A 23,143-nucleotide genomic window follows, 5' to 3' on the forward strand; every position below is an offset into this window, starting at 1 on the left:
TGTCCTTATTTTATCAACGCATCCTCGGAATTATCATCGAAACCGAGGAAGCCGCCGGACTGGCGGGCCCATAGACTTGCATAAATGCCGCCGAGCGCCACAAGTTCCTCATGCGTGCCATCTTCAACAATGCGCCCCTTGTCCATCACCACGAGACGATCAAGCGCTGCGATGGTGGAAAGGCGGTGCGCGATCGCAATCACGGTCTTGCCTTCCATCAAGGTGTTGAGGCTGTCCTGAATAGCCGCCTCAACCTCTGAATCGAGCGCCGATGTCGCCTCGTCCAGAATGAGGACCGGCGCATCCTTCAGCATCACACGCGCAATGGCGATGCGCTGGCGCTGTCCGCCCGAAAGTTTGACGCCGCGTTCGCCAACATGGGCATCCAGTCCCTGCCTGCCTTTCAGGTCAGTCAATAACGGAATGAACTGGTCGGCCTGCGCCAGCCGGATAGCCTGCTGCAACATTTCTTCCGTCGCATCCGGTCGTCCATACATGATGTTCTCGCGAACCGAACGATGCAGGAGCGAGGTATCCTGTGTCACCATGCCGATATTGGCGCGCAGCGAATCCTGCGTGACTTTGGAAATATCCTGCCCGTCGATCAGAATGCGGCCCTTTTCCAGATCGTAGAAGCGCAAGAGCAGATTGACCAGCGTGGATTTACCAGCACCGGAGCGTCCGACCAATCCCACTTTCTGGCCCGGCTGAATGGTGAGCGTGAGATTTTCGATAACCCCTTTGCCCTTGCCGTAATGGAAGCCGATCTTGTCGAAATCGAGCTCGCCTCTGGTGACCTGCAACGCCGGTGCACGGGGCACATCCACAACTTCATGCGAGCGCGCAATCGTCGTGATCCCGTCTTCAACCGTGCCTATATTTTCGAACAGGGCGGACATTTCCCACATGATCCACTGCGACATGCCATTGAGGCGCAGCACCAGGCCGATGCCAACAGCTACGGCACCAACCGAAATCGCTTCATTCATCCAGAGCTGGATGCCGATTGCACCCACCGCAAACAGCAGAATGCAATTCGCCATGTAAAGGGTGAAATGGAACATCGTCACCAGACGCATCTGCCGATGCACAGTGCCGAGGAAGCCATCGAGGCTCTCGCGGACGTATGATTCTTCCCGGCTTGAATGCGAGAAAAGCTTGACCGTCGCAATGTTGGTGTAGCTGTCGACAATACGTCCGGTCATCGATGAACGCGCATCGGCCTGCTGTTCCGAAATCACACGCAGCCGCGGAATGAAGATACGCAGCAATATGATGTAGACGCCAAGCCAGACGGCAAACGGGATCATCAGAATAAGATCCGCAGATGCTGCAATGAACAGCGTGCCCGCGAAATAGACGATGACATAGTTGAGCACGTCCAGAAGCTTCATCACCGTTTCACGCACGGCGAGCGCAGTCTGCATCAGCTTGGTCGAAATGCGCCCGGCAAATTCGTCCTGAAAGAACGCCATCGACTGACGGATCAGGTAGCGATGCATCAGCCAGCGCACGCGCATCGGATAATTGCCGAGCAATGTCTGGTGGATGAGCAGCGAATGGATCAGCACCACGCCCGGCAGGACAACCAGAACGACACCCGCAATCAGTGCAAGCCGCCAGCCTTCATTGCTCAGGAATGTCTCGCGTGACTGATGAGACAGCCAGTCTACAATATTGCCCATGAAGGCAAAGAGCGACACTTCGATCACTGCGATTAGCGTCGTGAAGATCGCCATGCCGATGATCCACGGCCATGCGCCGCGCGTGTAATAAAGGCAAAAGGCTACCAGTCCGCGCGGGGGTTCGCGCGGCGGTTCTTCGGGATAGGCTTCGAGTCGTTTTTCAAACCATCTGAACATGGTGATCCTTTTAGGTGGCCCTGCAGGAATTGCCAAGACGGAAGGGGAACAAAACAGGAATATTTTCGTGATGCCAGAGTGATATTATTCTTGCGACCACGATCCAGCTAACTGATGTGTTGACGCGTAATGAGCAACCATTCTGAACGCTTGCAGCCATCGGATTTGTGGGCTACCCGCTTCATATGGAACTGCGCGTCGCACTTTACCAGCCCGATATTCCCGGCAATACCGGAACCATCCTGCGTATGGCCGCTTGCCTCGGCTTCGCGGTCGACCTGATCGAGCCTGCCGGATTCGACATTTCCGACCGGTCCCTGAAGCGCGCCGGCATGGATTATCTGGAGCAGGCCGCCCTCACCCGCCATGCCGGCTGGCAGCATTTCAATGATTGGCGCCTGCAGGCAACGCGCCGCATCGTATTGCTGTCCACCAAGGCGGCGATCCCCTATACGGATTATCAGTTTCAGGAAAATGACATTCTGCTCTTCGGGCGTGAGTCGTCAGGCGTTCCCGACAATGTCCACGATTCCGCCGATGCACGGCTTCTGATCCCGATGATGCCCGGCACCAGATCGCTAAATCTTGCGGTTTCCGTTGCCATGACGGCGGGCGAAGCTCTGCGCCAACGGAGGGAAAAGATCGATTCTCTCCACCCGGAATGACAAATTCAGGATTGCGCCTGGCGAAAGGACCGGTTTCGCAAGGCACCTCACCCCCCTCCGGTCTGAAAGGCTCGCTTCGTCCATGAACCTGTCTATTCGCACTCTTGCCTTTGCTGTCTCCACCTCTGCCCTGCTGGCAAGCGCCCCCGCCTTCGCCAAGGAAGCTTCGCCCATCGCCCCGAAGGTAATGGTCATCACCATGTTCGGCGAAGAAGCCAAGCCATGGCTTGAAGGCGAGAAATTCACGCAGAAGATCAAGCTGCCGGGCCTCAATCCTGAATATCCGGAAATCGACTGCACCGCCGAAGGCCTCTGCCACATGACGACGGCGATGGGCTTCGCCAATGCCGCAAGCTCGGTTTCCGCCATGGCCCTGAGCGACAAGCTCGACCTCTCGCACACCTATTTCGTGATCGCCGGCATTGCCGGTGTCGACCCGAAGCACGGCACGCTCGGATCGGCGCATTGGGCAAAATACTCCATCGATGCCAATCTCAACCATCGCATCGATATTCGTGAAGCACCGGAAGGCTGGCCCACGGACTTCTTCGGCCTCGGCGCTGCAAAGCCCGGCGAAAAGCCGAAATGGGCGGCAGGCACGGAAGTCTTCGAACTGAACGGCAAGCTGGCCGACTACGCGCTGGCCACGACCAAGGGCGTCGAACTTCTCGATAGCGATGCAGCGAAGGAATATCGCAAGCACTACACGCAAGAAGCCGCAACCGGCGCGCCAAAGGTCACGGTCTGCGACACGGCTTCGGGCGATACCTACTGGCATGGTGCGAAGCTCGGCGAAGCCATGACCGAATGGTCGAAGCTTCTGACTGACGGCAAGGCCGACTATTGCACATCGCAGATGGAAGACAACGCCACGCTGACGTCGCTGAAGCGCGCTGCCGAAGCGGGCAAGCTCGATTTCGACCGCATTGCATTGCTGCGTACTGCGTCGAACTTCGACCGTCAGGGCAAGGACCAGACGGCGGCTGAATCGCTCGCCGCGAACTCCGGCGGTTTCCCGCTCGCCACGACCAACGCCTATCGCGTCGGCAAGGCCTATGCCGACAGCATCATCCAGAACTGGAATGCGTGGGAAAAAGCACCGCAAACGACGGCGAAATAAGGCTGTAACAGTATAACGACTCAAACAGAGAAGGCGCCCTATGGGGCGCCTTTGGGACTTCTAATCTGAATCATATTTCAAGGCTTTGACCGTCGCGATTAAAGCGCATCTCGAAAAGTGTGAAACGGTTTTCAGATAAGATGCGTGTTAAAATAATCATTTAGAGAGCCGATCTGGTTCAATCAGATCAAAACGCGCTCTAAAGCGCGGCTCAATCGGCCGTCTCCAGCCGGCGCATGGTGAATTCGATCACATCATCCGGCCGCTCGCACCAGCTTTCGATTTCGGTCCAATAGGCCGCCTTGGGGAATGTCTCAAACCATTCGCGCGCTTTTTCGCGCGCCGCCAGCCTCGGCAGGGTGAATGTCTCACGAACGAACCCATCGCGCGGCATGCGGCTTTGCTTCAAGCCTTTCTGGACACGGCTCTTCTGAAGCTGCTTGCGCAAGCCTTCGAGCGGTGGACGGGGCGGTGCTACTGTCATGCGATGCCCTCCCGGCAAAACCGGAACTGAATGACTTCCAAACCCTAGGTAGAGAAAGATAGGGGAGCAGTTTCACAAAGACGAGTCTTTTCTTGGGGAGAGGGTCTATACTGCCCTGCGATCACACGCTTCGCGCTTTGCGCCAGTCGCGGACTTTGATAAGCCATGAAACAATAGTTCATCCATTTAACCTTGGCTTGCGCGATACCGCCGAGCGATCCGGCAAACCGCGCCGGAAGGAACCAGACAATGCAACGCGACGAAATTCCGGCAATCATCCCGACAGACATCGAAGACAAAAAGCAGGCGGCGCAGCGCTGGTTCGAGGAACTGCGCGACCGTATCTGTGCAAGCTACGAACAACTTGAGGATGAATTGCAGGGCCCGCTTTCGGATCGCGAACCCGGACGTTTCGTTCGCACCCCGTGGCAGAAGGATGAAGGCCGTGGCGGCGGTGGCGTCATGTCGATCATGCATGGTCGCGTCTTCGAAAAGGTCGGCGTGCATGTCTCGACGGTCTATGGCGAGTTCTCACCGGAATTCCGCAAGCAGATCCCCGGTGCAGAGGAAGACCCGCGTTATTGGGCCAGCGGCATTTCGCTCATCGCCCATCCGCAGAACCCGAATGTGCCTGCCGTCCACATGAACACGCGCATGGTCGTGACCACGCGCCAGTGGTTCGGCGGCGGCGCTGACCTCACGCCGGTTCTGGACAGCCGCCGCACACAGGATGACCCGGACACGCTTGCCTTCCACAAGGCTTTCCGTTTCATCTGCGAGAAGCACAAGGATATCGTCGATTATCAGCGCGTGAAGGACTGGTGCGACGAGTACTTCTTCCTGCCGCATCGCAATGAACCGCGCGGCACCGGTGGCATCTTCTATGACTGGCTGCATTCGTCTGATGAAAAAGGCGGATGGGACGCGGATTTTGCCTATACGCGCGATGTGGGCCGCGGTTTTTCCGTCGTCTATCCGCATCTGGTGCGTCAGAACTTCAACAAGGACTGGACCGACGCGGATCGCAACGAACAGCTCATCCGCCGTGGCCGCTATGTCGAGTTCAACCTGCTTTACGACCGCGGAACGATCTTCGGTCTCAAGACCGGTGGCAATGTGAATTCCATCCTGTCTTCCATGCCGCCTGTGGTGAAGTGGCCGTAACAGTCATGAATAAAGGGCCGGTTTCCCGGCCCTTTGTCTGTTTCTACGCATTATCCTGCGCAAAACCGCTGCGCACTTTTACTGGAAATGCTTTTATGCATCGAATGCGGCATGATAGGCGACGTCGCCTTCCGGCATGTCCGGCCCGAAGGCCAGACACTGGAAATATTCCGCTGGCACGCCCGGCAGTTTCAGCCGCACATCGGCCTTGAAACCGAAGCGCCCGTAATAGCCGGGATCGCCCAGAAGAACGCAGCCCTTGGCACCTTCCTGCCGCAGAGTGGCAAGGCCCTCGCGGATAAGCTTGCCGCCTATCCCCTCGCCTTGCCGGTCGGGACGAACCGAAACAGGACCAAGCCCATACCAACCCTTATCCTCGCCGTCGATCAGGACGGACGAGAAGGCGACATGGCCGAGAACCTGCCCGTCCCCTTCCGCAACCAGCGACAAGGTAAGTGCTTTTGCAGCACGAAGCGCATCGATGATCTCGCCTTCCTTCTGGTTGCTATAAGCCACGGTACGGAATGCTTCATCCGTCAGGTGGCGGATTTCGGTAGCGTCTTCAGACGTTTCCCTGCGAATATGCATGACGCTCTCCTTCACCGGTTATTGAGCTGAGCGCGCACATTTTCGCGCCCTTTGAACGAGATGCGATAAGGACTACCCGTTCGGGATTCGATCAGTCGCTTGCGACGCAATTGCTGGAAAACTGCCATCGTGCAATCGGAAAGCAGATAGCCTTCACGGGTAAAGCATTCGATTTCGCAGATACGTCCGTCTTCGCGCAGATGACGGATGTAACCGCCCTGCGCCAGCACGTGCAATACGCGCTGTTCCATGCGTGAGATATTCATTGTTGTTCATGCCTGGATGGAAACCATGACAAGCACCAGCGCTCGCGGATGGTAAACCATCCACGGCCAATGCCGTTTCCGCTCCTGAACACTGCCGGTCAGACGCTCTCGGCGCCTGCCATCTACAGCTTGTTCGGAACGATCAAAGGCTTCCTACAATCTCCAGCATCAACAATTCCTCATCACGGTATTCCCGGCAAAACCCAAAGTGGCAGCCAACAGGGAACACATAAAAACAGGAGGGCTTGTCGCCCTCCTGCTCATTTATAAGCGCTGAGCGTCGGTGTCAAACCGTTCAGCTCTTCGGCTGGTTACGAAGCTTTTCCGCTTCCGCGTAGAACTTCTTCTCCCACTCATTGTGATTATCCAGCCCTTCCTTGATGAAGGGGGTGAAGATCGCGAGGTTCATCAGGCACCAGTTGACCAGCCGGGCCGGGAACTTCAGCGGCTTCACGAAATCGACGAACAAAACCACACGTGTCTTGTCGGTGTGATTCCACGCCTCATGCTCATAGGCATCGTCGAAAATCAGCACCTTACCTTCATGCCAATGGCAGACTTCCTTGTCCACGCGAATGGCAAGCTTGTCATTCGGCTCTGGCACGATGAGGCCAAGATGCAGGCGCAGCACGCCGTTATAGGGCCCGCGATGCGGCGGCAGATGCTTGCCCGGCTCGAAGATGGAAAACATCGCTGTCGTCAGGCCGGGGATCTTGTTGACGATACGCCACGTTTCCGGACAAGCCTTGATGTTCTGTTCCGCCTTCACACCGAAACCGAGCAGGAAGAAGGTCTTCCAGCGATTGTCGGTCGAGATTGTCTTCACATCGGTCGAAATATCCTGAAAGGAAGGCAGTTCGCTCTGGCGCAGAAGAACCTTTTCCAGCTCCTTGCGGATGGCGGGCCATTCCTTCTCGATCTCGGCTGACCACGGGAAGGTCGCATTGTCATAGACAGGCGGATTGCCAAGCTTGGCATATTTCAGATTGAGACCTTCGGCCCAGGATACGATCCCCATGAAAAAACGGGTGACCTTGCTCGGCCTGTCCATTGCGGCAAGGCCTTCTGTGCCAAACTTCTGCTGCGGATCGGTAGCTGCCTTGTCTTGTATCGATGTATCGGGATTGGACATCTCATGCTCTTTCAAAACGCGCGCTAAAAAGTTCTCATTACCTGTTTTGGGCATGTTTTATCCCAAAACCGGTTCCCACTTTTGGGAAACATGCTCCAGTCATAAAGCGATGAAACTACGGCTGAAATTTGCAAGCAAGCCGTCAGTTGTTCAATTTATCACGATCAAGCTTGCCCAGAAGCGTGGCACGGTCAAGGCTAAAACCGGAGTCTATCCAGAAAGTTTCAAGGGACCGCAATGCCTCTCCAAGTCCCGGTCCCTTCTGGATACCCAAGGCCAGGAGATCGCTGCCCGTGACGGGGAAAACAGGGGCGTCGTAATGTTCGGCGGCATCCAGCAGGCGCGCGAAGCCACCGGCGCGGATCATCGCATCGTCGCTGCCCGCAGCGTCGGCCCTCGCCGCCGCATAGGCCAGACGAATACGATCCAGCACAGCCTGTTTGCTGCCACGATAGATTGTTTTCTTCAGCGCCTGTTCGGAAAGTTCCGGCTTGACCGCATCGGCGCGTGCCCATGCTTCAAGGCGCGCCCTTTCCGCATTCGACATTTTCAGCCGCTTGCCCATCTCCTCCATCCGCACGCTGTCGGGCGGAATAATGCCCTCAAGCCGCAAAAGCGGATCGGGCTGCCAGCCAAGATCGGTCTCGGTCCGCACCAGCCCATGAATGGCGTCGATACCCCATTTCTCACTTTCAGGCAGAATAAGGTTCAGCACGCCCGCCTGTCGCATCCACAAGAGCGCGCGTGACGGATCGGGAGCAGACAGGAGCTTTTTCAGTTCCGACCAGACCCGTTCGGCGGAAAGCTGCTCAAGCCCGTCTTTCAACCGAGCGCTGGCTCGCAAGCCGTCAGCCTCGGGCCGTCCCGAACCATACCAGGCGAAGAAACGGAAGAAGCGCAGGATGCGCAGATAGTCCTCGCGAATGCGCTGTTCCGCGTCGCCGATGAAGCGCAGCGTCCGGCTCTCGATATCGGCAAGACCGCCGACATGATCGATGATCGTGCCGTCAGCCGTCACATAGAGCGCATTGATGGTGAAGTCGCGCCGCTCCGCATCCGCTTTCCAGTCGGTCCCAAAGGCGACCTTGGCATGGCGGCCGTTGGTTTCAATATCCTGCCGCAGCGTCGTGACCTCAAACGGATGGCCCTGCACGACAACTGTGATCGTGCCATGCTCGATGCCGGTCGGCACCGGCTTGAAACCGGCCTCGTTCGCCAGTCTGACTGTATCCTGCGGCAGATGCGTCGTTGCCAGATCGACATCGCTGACCTTTGTGCCGAGCAGCGTGTTACGCACCGCGCCACCCACGACACGTGCCTCGCCATCATCACTGTTCAGCGCTTTGAACAGGGCTTGCAACGGCTTTGCTTTCAGCCATTCCGCCTTGCCGGAAATATTCTTATTCTCGCTCAAACGTAGAGCCTTTCATAAAGTCCGCGAATGATACCGGCGGTTGCCCCCCAGATGAATCGCTCGTGATAGGGCATGGCGTAAAAAAAGCGTTCCTTGCCGTCAAATACCCGGCTTTCACGCCGGTGGTTCTCCGGGTTCATCAGGAAGGAAAGCGGCACCTCGAAAATATCTGCGACTTCATCCGGGTTCGGATGAACGTCAAACGGCGTTTTCACCACCGCCAGAATGGGCGTGATCGAAAAACCGCTGCCGGTGAGATAACGCGGCAGGTTGCCGATGATCTCCGCACGATCTGCCGCCAGCCCGATTTCCTCATTCGCCTCGCGAAGCGCTGCCCGCTCAGCTGTGCCATCTTCCGGGTCTATTGCGCCGCCCGGAAAGGCGATCTGGCCGGAATGCTTGCGCAGTGTATCGGTGCGTTGAGTCAGAAGAAGCGTGGCTTCCGATCCGCGATCGACCACCGGCACCAGCACGGCAGCGTCGCGCATCTTAGCCATCTTCATCAATTGTGTAATATCGGGATTAAGCGAATGATCGCCGATCAGATCATCGTGGTCTGGGCGCCATTGCCGAACCCGTTCGGCAAAATCACCGGCTGAAAAAGCGGGGAATTCACTCATTGAAGTGCAGCCTCCAGCGCATCGGAAGCCATGATCGGAAAGACCACGCCGCCTGAACGAATGGCAAATGTCGGCACGCAGTCGATTTCGATTTCCTCGCCAAGCGCCACCAGATCATACATGACAGCACGCGCGATCAATGCCTCCAGCCGTCCGCGAACAAGCAGGTAAGGCTTGAGACCACCGTCTGGCCGCTCGATCACGAAGCGCAAGGGATGCTGCGCATCGGCGGTCACGACGTCACCCACATTGGTGCGAAACGTCAGCAGTTGCGCTTCGGCTTCGCCGGAAACTTCCATCTCCACCGCAATGAAATGCGCGTCCTCGACGCGGATGCCGACTTTTTCCACCGGCGTCACCAGATAGGTTCGGCCATCGTCATCCTTGCGCAGCACGGTCGAGAATAACCGCACAAGCTGTTTGCGGCCAATCGGCGTACCCATATAGAACCAGGTGCCATCCGCCTTGATTTCCATATCGAGATCGCCGCAAAAATCCGGGTTCCAGCGCTCAACTGGCGGGATTCCGCGCTCTTTCGTCGCCGGACCGCCTTGCGCATCGGCATGGGCGCGCGCGATCAGGGCTTCCAGTCCGCCGGTCGTCTCAGTGTTCCGCATGGAATTGTGCGGCGTGTCTTTGCCTTCAGGGGTGCTTTTTCTCATCCGACTCGGTTATTCCTGCGCAAATAGACCCAAAGCCATGAAATAGTCACCCTTTCGCGGCTTGTCAGTATTATATAGCGATTTATGAGGCAGTTCCGCCAGAGCGGTCATATTGCGAGGTTCCCATGAGTGTCGTCATCACGCCTGAAACCGCCAATCCCGAACAGATCCCCGAAAAGATCATTGCGGAGGTCGAACGGGCGCTCGCAGACATCGCACGCATCAAGGAAAGCGTCGGGACTGTGATCTTCGGTCAGGAAAACGTGATCGAGCGCGCGCTCGTCGCCGTTCTGGCTGGCGGGCACGCTTTGCTCGTCGGCGTACCGGGTCTTGCCAAGACCAAGCTGGTCGAAACGCTGGGAACCGTCCTCGGCCTCTCCGGCCAGCGCATCCAGTTCACGCCCGACCTGATGCCTTCCGACATCATCGGTTCGGAAGTCATGGAACAGGATGCGGACGGGCGCCGCTCGTTCCGCTATCTCAAGGGCCCAATCTTCGCTCAGCTCCTGATGGCCGACGAAATCAACCGCGCTTCGCCGCGCACCCAGTCCGCGCTGCTGCAGGCGATGCAGGAATATCATGTCACCGTCGCTGGCCAGCGCTACGATCTCCCGGCACCGTTTCATGTGCTTGCGACACAAAACCCGCTGGAGCAGGAAGGCACCTATCCGCTGCCGGAAGCCCAGCTCGACCGCTTCCTGATGCAGATCGACATTCTTTATCCTGAACTGGATGCAGAGCGTCGCATTCTTCTGGAAACAACCGGTGTTTCCGAAGCAAAGGCCCATGAGGTCATCAACGCCGAACGGCTGATCGAAATGCAGACGCTGGTGCGACGCATGCCGGTATCGGAAAGCGTCGTGGAAGCGATCCTCAAGCTGGTGCGCTCCGCCCGCCCCGATGCCGATAACGATCATGCGAAGAAGCATATTGCCTGGGGCCCCGGCCCACGCGCCAGTCAGGCATTGATGTTGTGCGCCCGCGCCCGCGCGCTCTATGACGGCCGTCTCGCACCTTCCGTCGATGATGTGAAGGCGCTGGCCGAGCCGGTTCTTCAGCACCGCATGGCGCTCAATTTCGCCGCGCGCGCCGATGGCATGCATATTCGCGACGTCATCGCAAATCTGGTGAAGGCTGCCGTCTGATGGTCATTGGCGCAGAAGTTTCCACCGCAGATCGCAAGGAGACACTTGCCCGCGCCCGTGCGCGAGCAGCGGCCATCCCCGATCTGCTGGTTGAAGCTCAGCGCGTGGTCAACACCGTCATGAACGGCTGGCACGGACGGCGCAAACGTGGTCCGGGCGAAAATTTCTGGCAGTTCCGCCCCTATGTGGACGGCGAATCCCTTGCGCGCATCGACTGGCGGCGCTCCGCCCGCGACGATCATACCTATGTGCGCGACCGCGAATGGGAATCCGCCCATACGGTCTGGCTCTGGTGCGATTTCTCCCCCTCGATGCTCTATCGCTCGCAGCTCGCACCCGTTTCCAAGGAAGCACGTTCGCTCGTGCTGACACTCGCTCTTGCCGAGCTTCTGTCGCGTTCAGGCGAACGCATCGCCTTTCCGGCGCTTATCCAGCCTTTTTCGGCCCGTAACGGAGCCGAGCGTCTGGCGGGCGCGCTGATGCACGAAGCCCCCGTTGCAGCGTTGCCGGACATCGGCCAGATCCGCCGCTTTTCCGAAGTCGTCCTCGTATCCGATTTCCTGCATCCGTTCGATGAACTGACCGACCTTCTCGACCGTCTGGCACAACGCGGTGTCCGCGCGCATCTGGTGGAAGTTGCCGATCCGGCGGAAGAGACATTTCCCTATTCCGGCCGCACAGAATTTCGCGATCCCGAAACCGGCGCCACACTCGTCGCCGGTCGGGCCGAGACCTATGCTGATGACTATCGCCGCCTCTACATCGCCCGCCGTGAAACCCTGTCGGATTTCTGCAAGCGGCTTGGCTGGAGCTATACCGTTCACCGAACGGACAGGCCGACGGCGGAAGCGCTGGCACGCCTTCATGACGCATTGAGCACCAGCGGAAATTTAAGCGCCGCCCTGCCAGCAGCGGGAGGAGCCCGCTTATGAATTTTCTGCCGCTCGCCTTCGGCTCGCCGCTCATCCTCGCAGGACTGATCGCCCTGCCGGTCATCTGGTGGCTTCTGCGCATGACGCCGCCGCGTCCGCAGGAGGAAACCTTTCCGCCGCTCCGCATTCTGGCGCAGGTCTTCAAGCGTGAGGAAGTGCCGTCGAAAAGCCCGTGGTGGATGACACTATTACGGCTTCTTATTGCCGCGCTCGTCATTCTCGCACTTGCCTCACCGGTCTGGAATCCACGTCCTGTTGTGCTTGCAGGCGATGAACCGCTCGCCATCGTCATCGATAATGGCTGGGCTTCCGCCGAGGACTGGCAACAGCAGGTCAATGCTGCCGAAAAACTCATCTCCGATGCGGAGGGCACCGATGCGCCGATCTACATCGTGGGCTCGGCGGAACCGGCCAATGCCGAAATCGGCCCCTATGACGGCAAAAGCGCTACCGAGCGTCTTCAGGCACTGGAGCCGCGCCCGATCCCGGTCGACCGCAAGTCGGCAATGGAACGGCTGGTATCCGCCCTGCCCGCAGATACAAAGGTTCGTCTTGCCTTCATGAGTGACGGGCTGGCATCGCAAGGTGATGCGGAAACCTTTGCGGAACTGGACAAGTCAGGGCATCTGGCCTCCGTTCTCTGGTATGGAGCCAGCCTCAGCCGCACCTTTGCGCTGACCGGCATAGACAACAAGGCTGACAGTCTGGAAGCCGTCGCTATTCGCCCGGAAGGCGTGTCGGCACCACGCACGCTCACGGCCGCTGCCTATGACGACAAGGGACGCCGCATCGCCGAAGCGCCGCTTTCTTTCGCGCTTGGAAGCGCGGAAGGCACAGCACGGTTCAACCTGCCGGTGGAGCTTCGCAATGATTTCCGCCTGATCCGTGTTGACGGTATCGAGCAGGCAGGCGCGACCCGGCTCATCGACGCGGGATCGGAACGACGCACGGTCGGCCTTATCGCCAGCGGTGACGGTGATCTGGCACAGCCGCTGCTCTCGCCGCTGCATTATATTTCCCGGGCGCTTTCGCCCTACGTCAATCTGATCGAACCGCGCTCTGCCGATCTTCTGCAATCCGTGCCGGAAGTGCTGGACGCAAAGCCATCGATCCTCATCATGGCCGATATCGGCACGTTGCCGCAGCCTGTCACCGAACAGCTTTCCAAATGGATCGAAGACGGCGGCACACTCGTGCGATTTGCAGGCCCGCGTCTTGCCGGTGCCAGCGACAACGACCCGCTCCTGCCGGTAAAACTGCGCAAGGGCGAGCGCGCCTTGGGCGGAACGCTGTCGTGGTCCGAACCGCAGAAATTACGCACATTCCCGGATAAGGGGCCTTTCGCAGGTCTGGCTGTGCCAGATGATGTGACTGTCACCCGGCAAGTCCTTGCCGAGCCGTCATTCGATCTCAATGACAAGGCTTACGCCATTCTTCAGGATGGAACACCGCTGGTAACAGGCGAACAGCGCGGGCGTGGCAATATCGTTTTGTTCCACATTTCTCCGGATGCCAGTTGGTCGAGCCTGCCCATTTCGGGCTCCTTCGTGGAAATGCTGCGCCGCATCGTGTCGCTGTCGCAGAGAACCGGCGCGCAGGACAATCAGGCTTCGGTCTCGCTGCCGCCTTACCAGCTCCTTTCGGCTTCCGGCACCCTGACCCCGCCGACTTCAGAAGCCAAGCCGCTGATTGTCGAAAAGAACAGGCAGGTCAGCGTCAGCATCAACACGCCGCCAGGCTTTTATGGCAATGAGGACGGTTTGAAAGCTCTCAATATCTTCGAAGGAGCGAACATCAAGCTGCAACCGATTGCCCAGCCGGCACTTTCCGTTGGAATAACGCCTGCCTCCTACACATCGGACCAGTCGATTTCACTGGCGGGGCCATTCTTTGCCACCGCTGCAATGCTTCTCGCACTTGATACGCTTTTGATGCTGTGGCTGCGCGGTGCCTTCCGTCGCCGCATGAAGGTGCGTGCCAAGGCAGCAGGGATTGCTGTGCTGCTGACCGGTGCGCTCGCCTTCAATCTTCTTCCTTCCGGAATGGGCGAAGCAAAAGCTCAGGCCCAACCTCAGCCTCAAGCGCAGGTGCATGATGACAGCAAGCCGGGAGACGAGGCGATCATCAACTCCGTCTCGCAGACGCATCTTGCCTATGTCATCACCGGCAGCGCCCAGACCGACGATATCAGCAAGGCAGGACTGCGCGGCCTAAACTTCGCATTGACGGACAAGACCGCTCTTGAACCCGGTGACCCTATCGGTATCGACCCCGCCAAGGACGAACTGGCCTTTTATCCGCTGATCTACTGGCCAATCGATCCCACCACGCCGATGCCAAGCCCGGAAGCGATTGCCAAGGTCGATGCCTATATGCAGCAAGGCGGCACGGTGCTTTTCGACACGCGCGACCAGTTGCAGGCAGGAGCCAGTCTCGATCCGTCCGCCTCACCTGCCAACCAGCGCCTGCGCGCCATTCTCGACGGGATGAACGTTCCTCCGCTTGAACCCGTGCCGGACGATCACGTGCTGACCAAATCCTTCTTCATCATGCCCGACTTTCCGGGCCGCTATGAAGGAAGCCCGCTCTGGGTCGAAGCCTCGACACCGAACGCGTCATCACACGATCGTCCAGTGCGTACCGGAGACGGTGTGACGCCGATCATGATTACGGCCAATGATCTTGCGGGCGCATGGGCTGTCGATGATCAGGGCAATCCGCTGCTTCCGACCGTGCCGAATGATCCGATGCAGCGCATCTATGCCATTCGCGGCGGTGTGAACATCGTGATGTATATGCTGACCGGCAACTACAAGTCCGATCAGGTTCACGCCAAGGACCTGATCGAACGGCTGGGGAATTAGAGCATGTTTCGGAAAAATGGGAACCGGTTTTCCGGTAAAAGCATGCTCAAGCAACAGAGAAGGAGGCGGGCATGAATATCGAGTTCGACCCCTTCCTCTCCACGCCATGGCTGATCGCCATTCTCGTGCCGCTTGCACTTCTGGTGCTGGCAACTATCGCCTTGCGGATGCGCGGTGGTCTGATCCGGTTGCTGGCCGCGGCAGCGCTTGCGCTTGCTCTTTTCAATCCTGTCATCATCAATGAAGAACGCGAAGCGCTGAAAAGCGTGGTCGCTGTGGTGGTGGATCGGAGCCAGAGCCAGGAACTCGGAAGCCGCCGTGCCGATACGGATGCCGCCTTGAAGGCGGTGCAGGACCAGCTTGCAACCATGCCGCAATTTGAAACCCGCGTGGTGGAAGCTGGCAAACCCGGTGAAAACGAAGACGGTTACGCAACCCGGCTGTTCGGACCGCTGGCGCGTTCGCTTCTCGACGTGCCGCCATCCCGCGTGGCAGGTGCGATCATGATTACCGACGGTCAGGTGCACGATATCCCCGCCAACAAGAATGCGCTCGGTTTCGATGCACCGCTGCATGGGCTTGTGACCGGCAAACCGGACGAATTCGACCGTCGTATCCGCTTCAATAAAGCGCCACGCTATGGCATCAGCAGCAAGCCGCTCGAAATGTCATTTACGGTTATCGATGAAGGCAAGAGCCTCGGCAGTCCTGCGCCGGTCGAAATCCGCGTCAATGGCGAAACCGTCAGCGAGGAAGAAGCGCAGGTCGGGCAGGAAACTCCGATCACCATCACCCTGCCGCGCGCCGGGGTGAACATTGTCGAAGTCGCCACGCCAGCGCTTCCCGGTGAAGTAACGGACACCAACAATCGTGCCGTGGCGACCGTGGACGGCGTTCGTGAGAACCTGCGCGTTCTGCTCGTCTCCGGCGAGCCGCACAATGGCGAGCGCACCTGGCGCAACCTGCTGAAATCCGATGCTGCCGTCGATCTGGTTCACTTCACCATTTTGCGCCCGCCGGAAAAGCAGGACGGCACACCGATCAACGAATTGTCGCTGATCGCGTTCCCGACGCGTGAACTCTTCGTGGACAAGGTCAACGAGTTCGATCTCATCATTCTCGACCGCTACCAGCACCGCGATGTGCTGCCGCTGCTCTATTACGATTACATCGCGCAATATGTGGAAAATGGCGGTGCGCTGCTGGTCGCAGCCGGACCGGAATATGCAGGCGACATGTCGATTGCACGTACGCCGCTTTATAGCGCCCTGCCAGCCATGCCCACCGGAGCCGTGACGGAGAAGGCGTTCTATCCCCGCCTCACGAATATTGGCAAACGCCATCCTGTCACGCGCGGCCTCGACGGCAGCGAACAGGAACCGCCGCACTGGAGCCGCTGGTTCCGCACCATCGACATCACCGCGCCGCAGGGCGAAACGGTAATGAGCGGTGCAGACAACAAGCCGCTGCTGGTGCTCAACCGCGTCGGAAAAGGCCGCGTCGGCATGTTCCTCTCCGATCAGGGCTGGCTTTGGGCGCGTGGTTTCGAAGGTGGGGGCCCCTATGCTTCCCTCTATCGTCGCATTGCCCACTGGCTGATGCAGGAACCTGAGCTGGAGGAGGAAGCGCTCACAGCAACGGGCAATGGCCGCACGCTTTCCATCCGTCGCCAGACCATGGGCGATAATCCGGGTACAGCGGCCGTTACGACACCTTCCGGCAAGGCATTGCAGGTCAATCTGGTGCAAAGCAAGCCGGGCCTGTTCGAAGGTTCGCTGCAAACGGACGAGATCGGTATCTTCCGGGTGAAGAACGGCGATCTGGAAGCACTGGCCCATGTAGGGCCGATCGATGCGCCGGAATTTGCAGACAGCATCTCCACGGCAGGTCGCCTGAAGCCACTTGCCGAGGCGACCGGCGGCTCGGTCCATCGCGTGCATGCGAGTGCCGACAGTTCGATACGGGTTCCCACGATCACCGCAGTCGGCAGCAATCGTGCGGCCAGCGGCAATGACTGGATCGGCTTGCGTGAGACGTCGGATACGCAACTGAAAAGCGTCAATCGCCTGCCACTGTTCTCTGGCTTTTTGGCACTCGGCCTGCTGCTCTTCGTCTTCGGCAGCATGTGGTATCGCGAAGGGCGTTAACCCGCCCCTCACCCAATGCCCTCATCCTGAGCTTGCCGAAGGATCGAGGGTAAGCGTTTCGCAGAGACTACAGAGAAGCCCGGTTGGCATGACGCACGGTGCCGCTGACACCGCTTGCGGCACCGGCGGTCAGTTCGCAGGCGAGCATCCGGCGCGGATCGACCGACGCTGGCATGATCATCGAACCGGGCGGCACCATCTTGAAGCCAAACGGAGCATAGTAAGGCTCGTCACCGACAAGAATGACCAGCTTGTGACCGGCTTTCGTCGCCGCTTCCAGCGACATGCGCATCAGCTTGCCGCCAATACCCCGCTTCTTCCATTCAGGCCTGACCGCAAGCGGTCCGAGCAGGAGTGCGGGTGTCTTGCCGATCACAGCCGGCGTCTGCCGCACCGACCCCACCACGATACCGCCCATAAGCGCAACGAAGGAAAGGTCGAGAGCGTGCGGACCGCCTTCGCGGATGAAATGCGCGGCACGGGTAAACCGTCCCGGTCCGAAAGCTTCGGCATTGATGGCTTCGATTTCAATGTCGTGCGCCGGGCATTCCTGCGCGTAGGTCAGTTCAAGCTGCTGCATGGGCTTAGATCGCAATAGGAGAAGTCGGGGACCGTCAGGTCAATGGAATGCATTCCGCGCGGTTGGGCACGGTCCAAGTTTCATCGTCGGATGAAAAGCATTTCCATTAATCATTCTCCTCGGCGGCCAGAGTTTGGATGACCGCAATTTGGAAGTTGCATTACACCAAATTGGACAGAGGTAAAACTATTTTTTTCAAAATGGCGGTTTGAATTGATCTTTTTGGCACCGTTACGCACTGTTCACGGCTTGCGATGCTGCAAAATGACGGTTCTAGCCCTATTCTCTTTCCAAAAGGAGAAATCTCATGGGACTTCTGGTCGATGGCAAATGGCATGATGCCTGGTACGACACCGAGAGCACAAAAGGTCGTTTTGAGCGTTCGAAATCGCAATTTCGCAACTGGGTAACCGCAGATGGCAGCGCCGGTCCGACCGGCGAAGGCGGCTTCAAGGCTGAACCGGGGCGCTATCATCTCTACGTTTCCTATGCCTGTCCGTGGGCACATCGCACGCTGATCTTCCGTGCGCTGAAGGGACTGGAAGACGTCATTTCAGTATCGGTCGTGGACTATCTGATGGCCGATGAAGGCTGGACATTCTCCGGCACGACCGGCAGCACCGGCGATGCGCTCTACGGCTCGAAGCGGCTTTATGAAATCTACACCCGCGCCGATCCGAACTATTCCGGCCGCGTCACCGTTCCGGTTCTGTGGGACAAGCAGCGCCAGACGATCGTGTCCAACGAATCGTCGGAAATCATTCGCATGCTCAACACCGCCTTCAACGACTTTGGTGATGCTTCCCTCGATTTGTATCCGGAAGCACTGCGCAGCGAAGTCGATGCGCTCAACGACTTCATCTACCCCAATATCAACAATGGGGTCTATCGCGCCGGTTTCGCCACGACGCAGGAGGCCTATGAGGAAGCGTTCGGGCAATTGTTTGCGGCACTCGATTCGCTCGAAGACCGCCTTTCCCGCCAGCGTTATCTGACCGGTTCCAGCCTGACCGAAGCCGACTGGCGGCTGTTCACGACGCTGTTGCGCTTCGATCCGGTCTATGTCGGCCATTTCAAGTGCAATCTGCGTCGCCTTGCCGATTACCCGAACCTCTGGAATTACACGCGCGAACTCTATCAGGTGCCGGGTGTGGCCTCGACAGTGAACATGGAACACATCAAGGGCCACTATTATCGCAGCCACAAGAACATCAATCCGACAAGGATCGTTCCCGAGGGGCCGGAAATCGATTTTTCTGCGCCTCATGACCGGGATCGTTTCCCGAAGGCCTGACCCGAGGAACTGCGTTCTTCCTGCAACACTATAGCTAGAACATCAGCACTCTCTCAAATCTCTTGCGCCCCTTTGATTTCGATCAATGGGGCGTTTCGCTGCGCGGTTCAGATTGCACACATCACTACTATCCCAGGACCGACCACGACTTAAGGAGAGAGAAGATGAACCGCTTCACGAAGGGATTGCTGGCTGCGACCGCGCTGACATTTACCGCACCGGCTGCATTCGCTGCGGACGCCATCGTAGCCCAGCCTGCGTCTGAAATTCAGGCCGTGCCCGAAGCCCTGTCGCCATGGCAGATCCGCGTGCGCGCACTTGGCGTCGTTCCCCAGAATTCCGGCTATGTGAACGGTGTTTCAGGTTCGGATCTCGATTATTCGAAGTCGATCACGCCTGAACTCGACATCACCTATTACTTTACGGACAATTTCGCAGCCGAACTCATTCTCGGCACGACTTACGCCAATATCAACGGCGCCGGCTCAATCGACGGATTGGGCAAGATCGGCAAGGCATGGATTCTGCCTCCGACCCTTACCCTGCAGTACCACTTCACCAATTTCGGTGCCTTCAAGCCTTATGTCGGTGCAGGCGTGAACTACACCATGTTCTACAATCAGGATGCGACCGGCGTTGAATATCTGAAGGTCAAGAATGCATTCGGCGGCGCACTGCAGATCGGCTTCGACTACATGCTCAACGAACATTGGGGCGTGAACTTCGACGTCAAGAAACTGTTCCTCGAACCAAAATTCGACGCCACTCTTGCTGGCGGCGTGGAAGTCAGCGGCAAGGCCAAGCTTAACCCTTGGCTGATTGGTACGGGTATCACCTACCGCTTCTAATCAATCATCGTTCCGGTGAAGGCGCGGCAGTCGTGCCTTCACCAAAGCGGCAGTGGTTCCAGATCGTGAAGCGCTTCCTGCAGGCGCCGCTTGGTGGACGGTGTCGTTCCTTCCGGCAGATCATCCAGCGGGAAAAACCCGCATTCCGCAATTTCCCTGTCCGGCAATCGCGGTGCTGTCTGCTCGAACTGCCTGCATATATAGAGCGCCACATGATCACGCGGCGATGCATGCGCATTCTTGTAAAGCGCAAAAAGCTGTGGCGGGCCTTTCAGAACAATATTGGCTTCCTCGCGCAATTCCTTTTCCAACGCCTGCCCGAAGGTTTCGCCGCGTTCGACGCCTCCGCCCGGCAATTGCCATCCGGGCACATAAGTGTGCTTCACCAAAAAAACGGAATTCTTCTTTTCATCGAAGACAATAGCCCTGACGCCCAGCGTCATCGGGCGTCGCATTAAAAAATAAGTATGAAATATGAAATGACGAAAGCGCATACCGTCTCTCCGCGAGGCAATATACCTCTATCCAAAACAGCAATGACATCAACAAAAAGTCGCTAAACAGGTTTCGATTTTAAAGATAATACAGTAAATGAGCCTGATGTTCCGTCTCGCGCACATCTCCGATATACACCTTTCGCCTTTGCCTCGCGTGAGATATCGCGAACTGGCATCGAAACGCATCACCGGCTACATCAACTGGCTGCGCAATCGCAAGAACGCGATGCATGGAACCGTGCTGGACACGCTCATTACCGACATGCAGGCGCAATCACCCGACCACATCGCGGTGACGGGCGATCTCGTCAATCTGGCGCTCAATCTGGAAATCGACATCGCCCATGAGTGGCTGTCCAAATTGGGCAAGCCGGATGATGTTTCGGTGGTTCCCGGCAATCATGACGCCTATGTGCCCGGCGCGCTCGACAAGTCGTGCCGGAAATGGGAACCGTGGATGCGCGGTGACGGCATCGACAATCACGGCAATCGTCCGCAATTCCCCTATATGCGCGTGCGTGGACCCGTTGCGCTGATCGGTGTTTCTTCGGCGCGCGCGACAGCTCCCTTCATGGCCAGCGGCGACTTCCGGTCTGAACAAGGGAAACGTCTGGCTGCAATGCTCGATGAAGCCGGTGCCCGCGGGCTCTTCCGTATCGTGATGATCCATCACCCGCCCATCTATGGCGCGACGCCTGCCCATAAACGCCTTTACGGCATTCGCCGTTTTCAGAAGATCATACGCAAGCGTGGTGCAGAGCTGGTTCTTCACGGCCATACGCATCTGATCACGCATTATGAGATCGACGGACCGGACGGCAAGATTCCCGTTATCAGCGTACCGTCTGCAAGCCAGAATTTCGGCGGCCATAAACCCGCCGCCCGCTATAACATATTCAATATCGATAAACGTCCTGACGGCGGCTGGTCCTGCCTCATGGAAGAACACGGCGTTTCCGATGCCAGCGAGACAATAACGAAGCTCAACGAGCGCGTTCTCTATTGATCCGGCCAATAAAAAACGGCGCCGAAGCGCCGTTTTCATTTCATTTATGTTCGCTCACTTGCCGATGACGCGGTTGGCCGCCGATACGATGGCCTCCAGCGAAGCACTGACGATATTGTCGTTGATACCGGCACCGAACAGCTTGCCGCCCGGATGAGCCATTTCGACATAGGAGATGGCCGACGCATCCGAACCCTGCTGTAGTGAATGTTCGGAATAATCCACGACCGACATCTTCACGCCGAGATATTTCGACAATGCATCGACGAAACCGTCGATCGGCCCCGTCCCTTTGCCCTCGATATTTTTGGTCACGCCGTTATCGGTGATTTCGGCGGTCAGAATACGACGGCCCTTCTGCTCCGGATCAGGCATGGTGTGATGATCAACGAACTTGATGCGGGCATCCGGCTGCGTCACGTAGAGCTTCTGGAACTCCTCGTGAATCCGCTTCGACGGCAGTTCCTTGCCTTCTTCATCGGTGATGTTCTGGATGATTTCCCGGAATTCGACCTGCAGATTGCGCGGCAGGTTCAAGCCGTAATCCGCCTGAAGGATATAGGCGATACCGCCCTTGCCCGACTGCGAATTGATGCGGATGATCGCCTCGTAGGAACGGCCCACGTCCTGCGGATCGATCGGCAGATAGGGCACTTCCCAGATTGGTGAATTGGCAGAACGGCGCGCTTTCATACCCTTGTTGATCGCGTCCTGATGCGATCCGGAGAAGGCCGTATAGACCAGCTCGCCGACATAGGGATGACGCTCGGCAATCTTCAACTGGTTCGAATATTCATAGACTTCCTTCATCCGGTTGATGTCGGTGCAGTCCAGTTCCGGGTCCACGCCCTGCGTGTACATGTTCAGTGCCAGCGTCACCACATCGACATTGCCGGTACGTTCGCCATTGCCGAACAGCGTGCCTTCCACACGGTCAGCACCTGCCATCAGGCCCAGTTCAGTTGCAGCAATGCCCGTGCCACGGTCGTTGTGCGGATGCAGCGAGATAATCAGGTTCTCGCGATTGTCGAGGTTGCGGCACATCCATTCGATCTGGTCGGCATAGACGTTCGGCGTGTTCATCTCGACCGTTGAGGGCAGATTGACGATCAGCTTGTTGTCAGCAGTCGGCTTCACGATCTCGATGACCGCGTTGCAGATTTCCAGCGCCACATCCATCTCGGTGCCGGTGAAGCTTTCGGGCGAATACTGGAAGCGATAGCCGCCCCCTGCTTTCGCAGCCATATCCATGATCATCTTGGCGGCATCAGTTGCGATCCGCTTGATACCGCCGACATCCTTGGCAAAAACCACACGGCGCTGCAATTCACTGGTGGAATTGTAGAAATGGATGATTGGTGTTTTTGCACCTTCAAGCGCTTCGAAAGTGCGCGTGATCAATTCGGGGCGGCACTGGACCAGAACCTGCAAATCCACTTCGTCGGGAACATTGCCCTGTTCGATGGCCCAGCGGCAGAAGTCGAAATCCGTCTGCGAGGCGGATGGGAAGCCGATCTCGATTTCCGGAAAACCCATATCGACCAGCAGGCGGAACATACGCTCCTTGCGGTCATGCCCCATGGGGTCGACCAGGGCCTGATTGCCGTCACGCAGATCGACTGAACACCAGATCGGCGCCTTTTCGATGCGCTTGGACGGCCATGTGCGGTCATCGAGCTGCGGGGCCGGGAAAGGCGAATATTTGGTGCCTGCAATAGGCATGCCTTTGCGCTCGGAACTGGATTCTGATTGCGGTGTGGCGATAGACTGATTCATTTCTCGTTTCCTCCCGGCTTCCGACGGCATTGAAGCCCGTCAAGCGCGGATACTGCTGATCGATTATAAGGGTTTTT

General features: G+C 57.8%; 21 protein-coding genes. 10 read left to right on the forward strand and 11 right to left on the reverse strand.

Annotation, left to right across the window (positions count from 1 at the left end):
* Positions 1–5: 5 nt before the first annotated feature.
* Positions 6–1,862 (reverse strand): ABC transporter ATP-binding protein, encoded by a 1,857-nt coding sequence (locus CQZ93_RS09520; RefSeq protein ID WP_105542349.1) that lies wholly within the window; start codon positions 1,860–1,862, stop codon positions 6–8.
* Positions 1,863–2,047: 185 nt separating this feature from the next.
* Here CQZ93_RS09520 and CQZ93_RS09525 point away from each other — a divergent pair, with 185 nt between their 5' ends.
* Together CQZ93_RS09525 and CQZ93_RS09530 are read left to right on the forward strand one after the other, a co-directional pair.
* Positions 2,048–2,527 carry a tRNA (cytidine(34)-2'-O)-methyltransferase gene (locus tag CQZ93_RS09525; protein WP_105543251.1) on the forward strand — a complete coding sequence of 160 codons (480 nt, stop codon included), beginning with the start codon at positions 2,048–2,050 and terminating at the stop codon, positions 2,525–2,527.
* An 82-nt stretch (positions 2,528–2,609) separates the two neighbouring features.
* Complete coding sequence (locus tag CQZ93_RS09530) at positions 2,610–3,647, forward strand: purine-nucleoside phosphorylase (protein ID WP_105542350.1); 1,038 nt, start codon at positions 2,610–2,612, stop codon at positions 3,645–3,647.
* A 211-nt stretch (positions 3,648–3,858) separates the two neighbouring features.
* Here CQZ93_RS09530 and CQZ93_RS09535 read toward each other — a convergent pair whose 3' ends face one another.
* Entirely contained in the window at positions 3,859–4,131 is a 273-nt protein-coding gene (locus CQZ93_RS09535; RefSeq protein WP_105542351.1) for a hypothetical protein, read from the reverse strand.
* Between the two features lie 249 nt (positions 4,132–4,380).
* On the opposite strand from CQZ93_RS09535, the gene hemF reads away from it, so the two are divergent.
* The gene (gene hemF / locus CQZ93_RS09540; protein WP_105542352.1) at positions 4,381–5,295 is read left to right on the forward strand and encodes an oxygen-dependent coproporphyrinogen oxidase; all 915 of its coding nucleotides are present in this window, start codon (positions 4,381–4,383) and stop codon (positions 5,293–5,295) included.
* 93 nt (positions 5,296–5,388) lie between these two features.
* Here hemF and CQZ93_RS09545 read toward each other — a convergent pair whose 3' ends face one another.
* The 6 genes from CQZ93_RS09545 to CQZ93_RS09570 all read right to left on the reverse strand — a co-directional run bounded on the left by CQZ93_RS09545 (position 5,389) and on the right by CQZ93_RS09570 (position 9,977).
* Positions 5,389–5,883: a GNAT family N-acetyltransferase gene (locus tag CQZ93_RS09545; RefSeq protein ID WP_105542353.1), complete on the reverse strand. Its 495-nt coding sequence runs from the start codon at positions 5,881–5,883 to the stop codon at positions 5,389–5,391.
* An 11-nt stretch (positions 5,884–5,894) separates the two neighbouring features.
* Entirely contained in the window at positions 5,895–6,149 is a 255-nt protein-coding gene (locus tag CQZ93_RS09550) for a YjhX family toxin (protein ID WP_105542354.1), read from the reverse strand.
* A gap of 295 nt (positions 6,150–6,444) precedes the next feature.
* Entirely contained in the window at positions 6,445–7,281 is an 837-nt protein-coding gene (olsC, locus tag CQZ93_RS09555) for an ornithine lipid ester-linked acyl 2-hydroxylase OlsC (RefSeq protein ID WP_105542355.1), read from the reverse strand.
* A 142-nt stretch (positions 7,282–7,423) separates the two neighbouring features.
* Positions 7,424–8,695 carry a CCA tRNA nucleotidyltransferase gene (locus CQZ93_RS09560; RefSeq protein WP_105542356.1) on the reverse strand — a complete coding sequence of 424 codons (1,272 nt, stop codon included), beginning with the start codon at positions 8,693–8,695 and terminating at the stop codon, positions 7,424–7,426.
* Entirely contained in the window at positions 8,692–9,315 is a 624-nt protein-coding gene (locus CQZ93_RS09565; protein ID WP_105542357.1) for a CoA pyrophosphatase, read from the reverse strand. Before CQZ93_RS09565 ends, CQZ93_RS09560 begins: the two co-directional genes overlap by 4 nt.
* Positions 9,312–9,977, reverse strand: coding sequence for a DUF1285 domain-containing protein (locus CQZ93_RS09570; RefSeq protein WP_105542358.1), 666 nt, complete (start codon positions 9,975–9,977; stop codon positions 9,312–9,314). Before CQZ93_RS09570 ends, CQZ93_RS09565 begins: the two co-directional genes overlap by 4 nt.
* Before the next feature lie 125 nt (positions 9,978–10,102).
* On the opposite strand from CQZ93_RS09570, the gene CQZ93_RS09575 reads away from it, so the two are divergent.
* The 4 genes from CQZ93_RS09575 to CQZ93_RS09590 all read left to right on the forward strand — a co-directional run bounded on the left by CQZ93_RS09575 (position 10,103) and on the right by CQZ93_RS09590 (position 17,065).
* Complete coding sequence (locus CQZ93_RS09575) at positions 10,103–11,122, forward strand: AAA family ATPase (RefSeq protein ID WP_105542359.1); 1,020 nt, start codon at positions 10,103–10,105, stop codon at positions 11,120–11,122.
* Entirely contained in the window at positions 11,122–12,054 is a 933-nt protein-coding gene (locus CQZ93_RS09580; protein ID WP_105542360.1) for a DUF58 domain-containing protein, read from the forward strand. The genes CQZ93_RS09575 and CQZ93_RS09580 overlap by 1 nt, the downstream gene beginning before the upstream one ends.
* A complete protein-coding gene (locus CQZ93_RS09585) occupies positions 12,051–14,918 on the forward strand; it encodes a DUF4159 domain-containing protein (protein WP_105542361.1) in 2,868 nt (955 codons plus the stop codon). Before CQZ93_RS09580 ends, CQZ93_RS09585 begins: the two co-directional genes overlap by 4 nt.
* Positions 14,919–14,989: 71 nt before the next feature.
* Complete coding sequence (locus CQZ93_RS09590) at positions 14,990–17,065, forward strand: glutamine amidotransferase (RefSeq protein WP_105542362.1); 2,076 nt, start codon at positions 14,990–14,992, stop codon at positions 17,063–17,065.
* Positions 17,066–17,132: 67 nt separating this feature from the next.
* On the opposite strand, the gene CQZ93_RS09595 is transcribed toward CQZ93_RS09590, so the two are convergent.
* A complete protein-coding gene (locus tag CQZ93_RS09595; RefSeq protein WP_105542363.1) occupies positions 17,133–17,645 on the reverse strand; it encodes a GNAT family N-acetyltransferase in 513 nt (170 codons plus the stop codon).
* A gap of 307 nt (positions 17,646–17,952) precedes the next feature.
* On the opposite strand from CQZ93_RS09595, the gene CQZ93_RS09600 reads away from it, so the two are divergent.
* Both CQZ93_RS09600 and CQZ93_RS09605 read left to right on the forward strand, forming a co-directional pair.
* Positions 17,953–18,939, forward strand: a complete 987-nt coding sequence (locus tag CQZ93_RS09600) for a glutathione S-transferase family protein (protein WP_105542364.1) — start codon at positions 17,953–17,955, stop codon at positions 18,937–18,939.
* A gap of 164 nt (positions 18,940–19,103) precedes the next feature.
* The gene (locus CQZ93_RS09605; RefSeq protein ID WP_105542365.1) at positions 19,104–19,787 is read left to right on the forward strand and encodes an OmpW/AlkL family protein; all 684 of its coding nucleotides are present in this window, start codon (positions 19,104–19,106) and stop codon (positions 19,785–19,787) included.
* A gap of 38 nt (positions 19,788–19,825) precedes the next feature.
* On the opposite strand, the gene CQZ93_RS09610 is transcribed toward CQZ93_RS09605, so the two are convergent.
* Positions 19,826–20,281, reverse strand: coding sequence for an NUDIX domain-containing protein (locus tag CQZ93_RS09610; RefSeq protein WP_105542366.1), 456 nt, complete (start codon positions 20,279–20,281; stop codon positions 19,826–19,828).
* 106 nt (positions 20,282–20,387) lie between these two features.
* On the opposite strand from CQZ93_RS09610, the gene CQZ93_RS09615 reads away from it, so the two are divergent.
* Entirely contained in the window at positions 20,388–21,290 is a 903-nt protein-coding gene (locus CQZ93_RS09615; RefSeq protein ID WP_105542367.1) for a metallophosphoesterase family protein, read from the forward strand.
* 54 nt (positions 21,291–21,344) lie between these two features.
* Here CQZ93_RS09615 and leuA read toward each other — a convergent pair whose 3' ends face one another.
* Positions 21,345–23,066 carry a 2-isopropylmalate synthase gene (gene leuA / locus CQZ93_RS09620; RefSeq protein WP_105542368.1) on the reverse strand — a complete coding sequence of 574 codons (1,722 nt, stop codon included), beginning with the start codon at positions 23,064–23,066 and terminating at the stop codon, positions 21,345–21,347.
* Positions 23,067–23,143 lie beyond the last annotated feature (77 nt).

The sequence above is a fragment of the Ochrobactrum vermis genome, assembly GCF_002975205.1.
Classification (GTDB): domain Bacteria; phylum Pseudomonadota; class Alphaproteobacteria; order Rhizobiales; family Rhizobiaceae; genus Brucella; species Brucella vermis.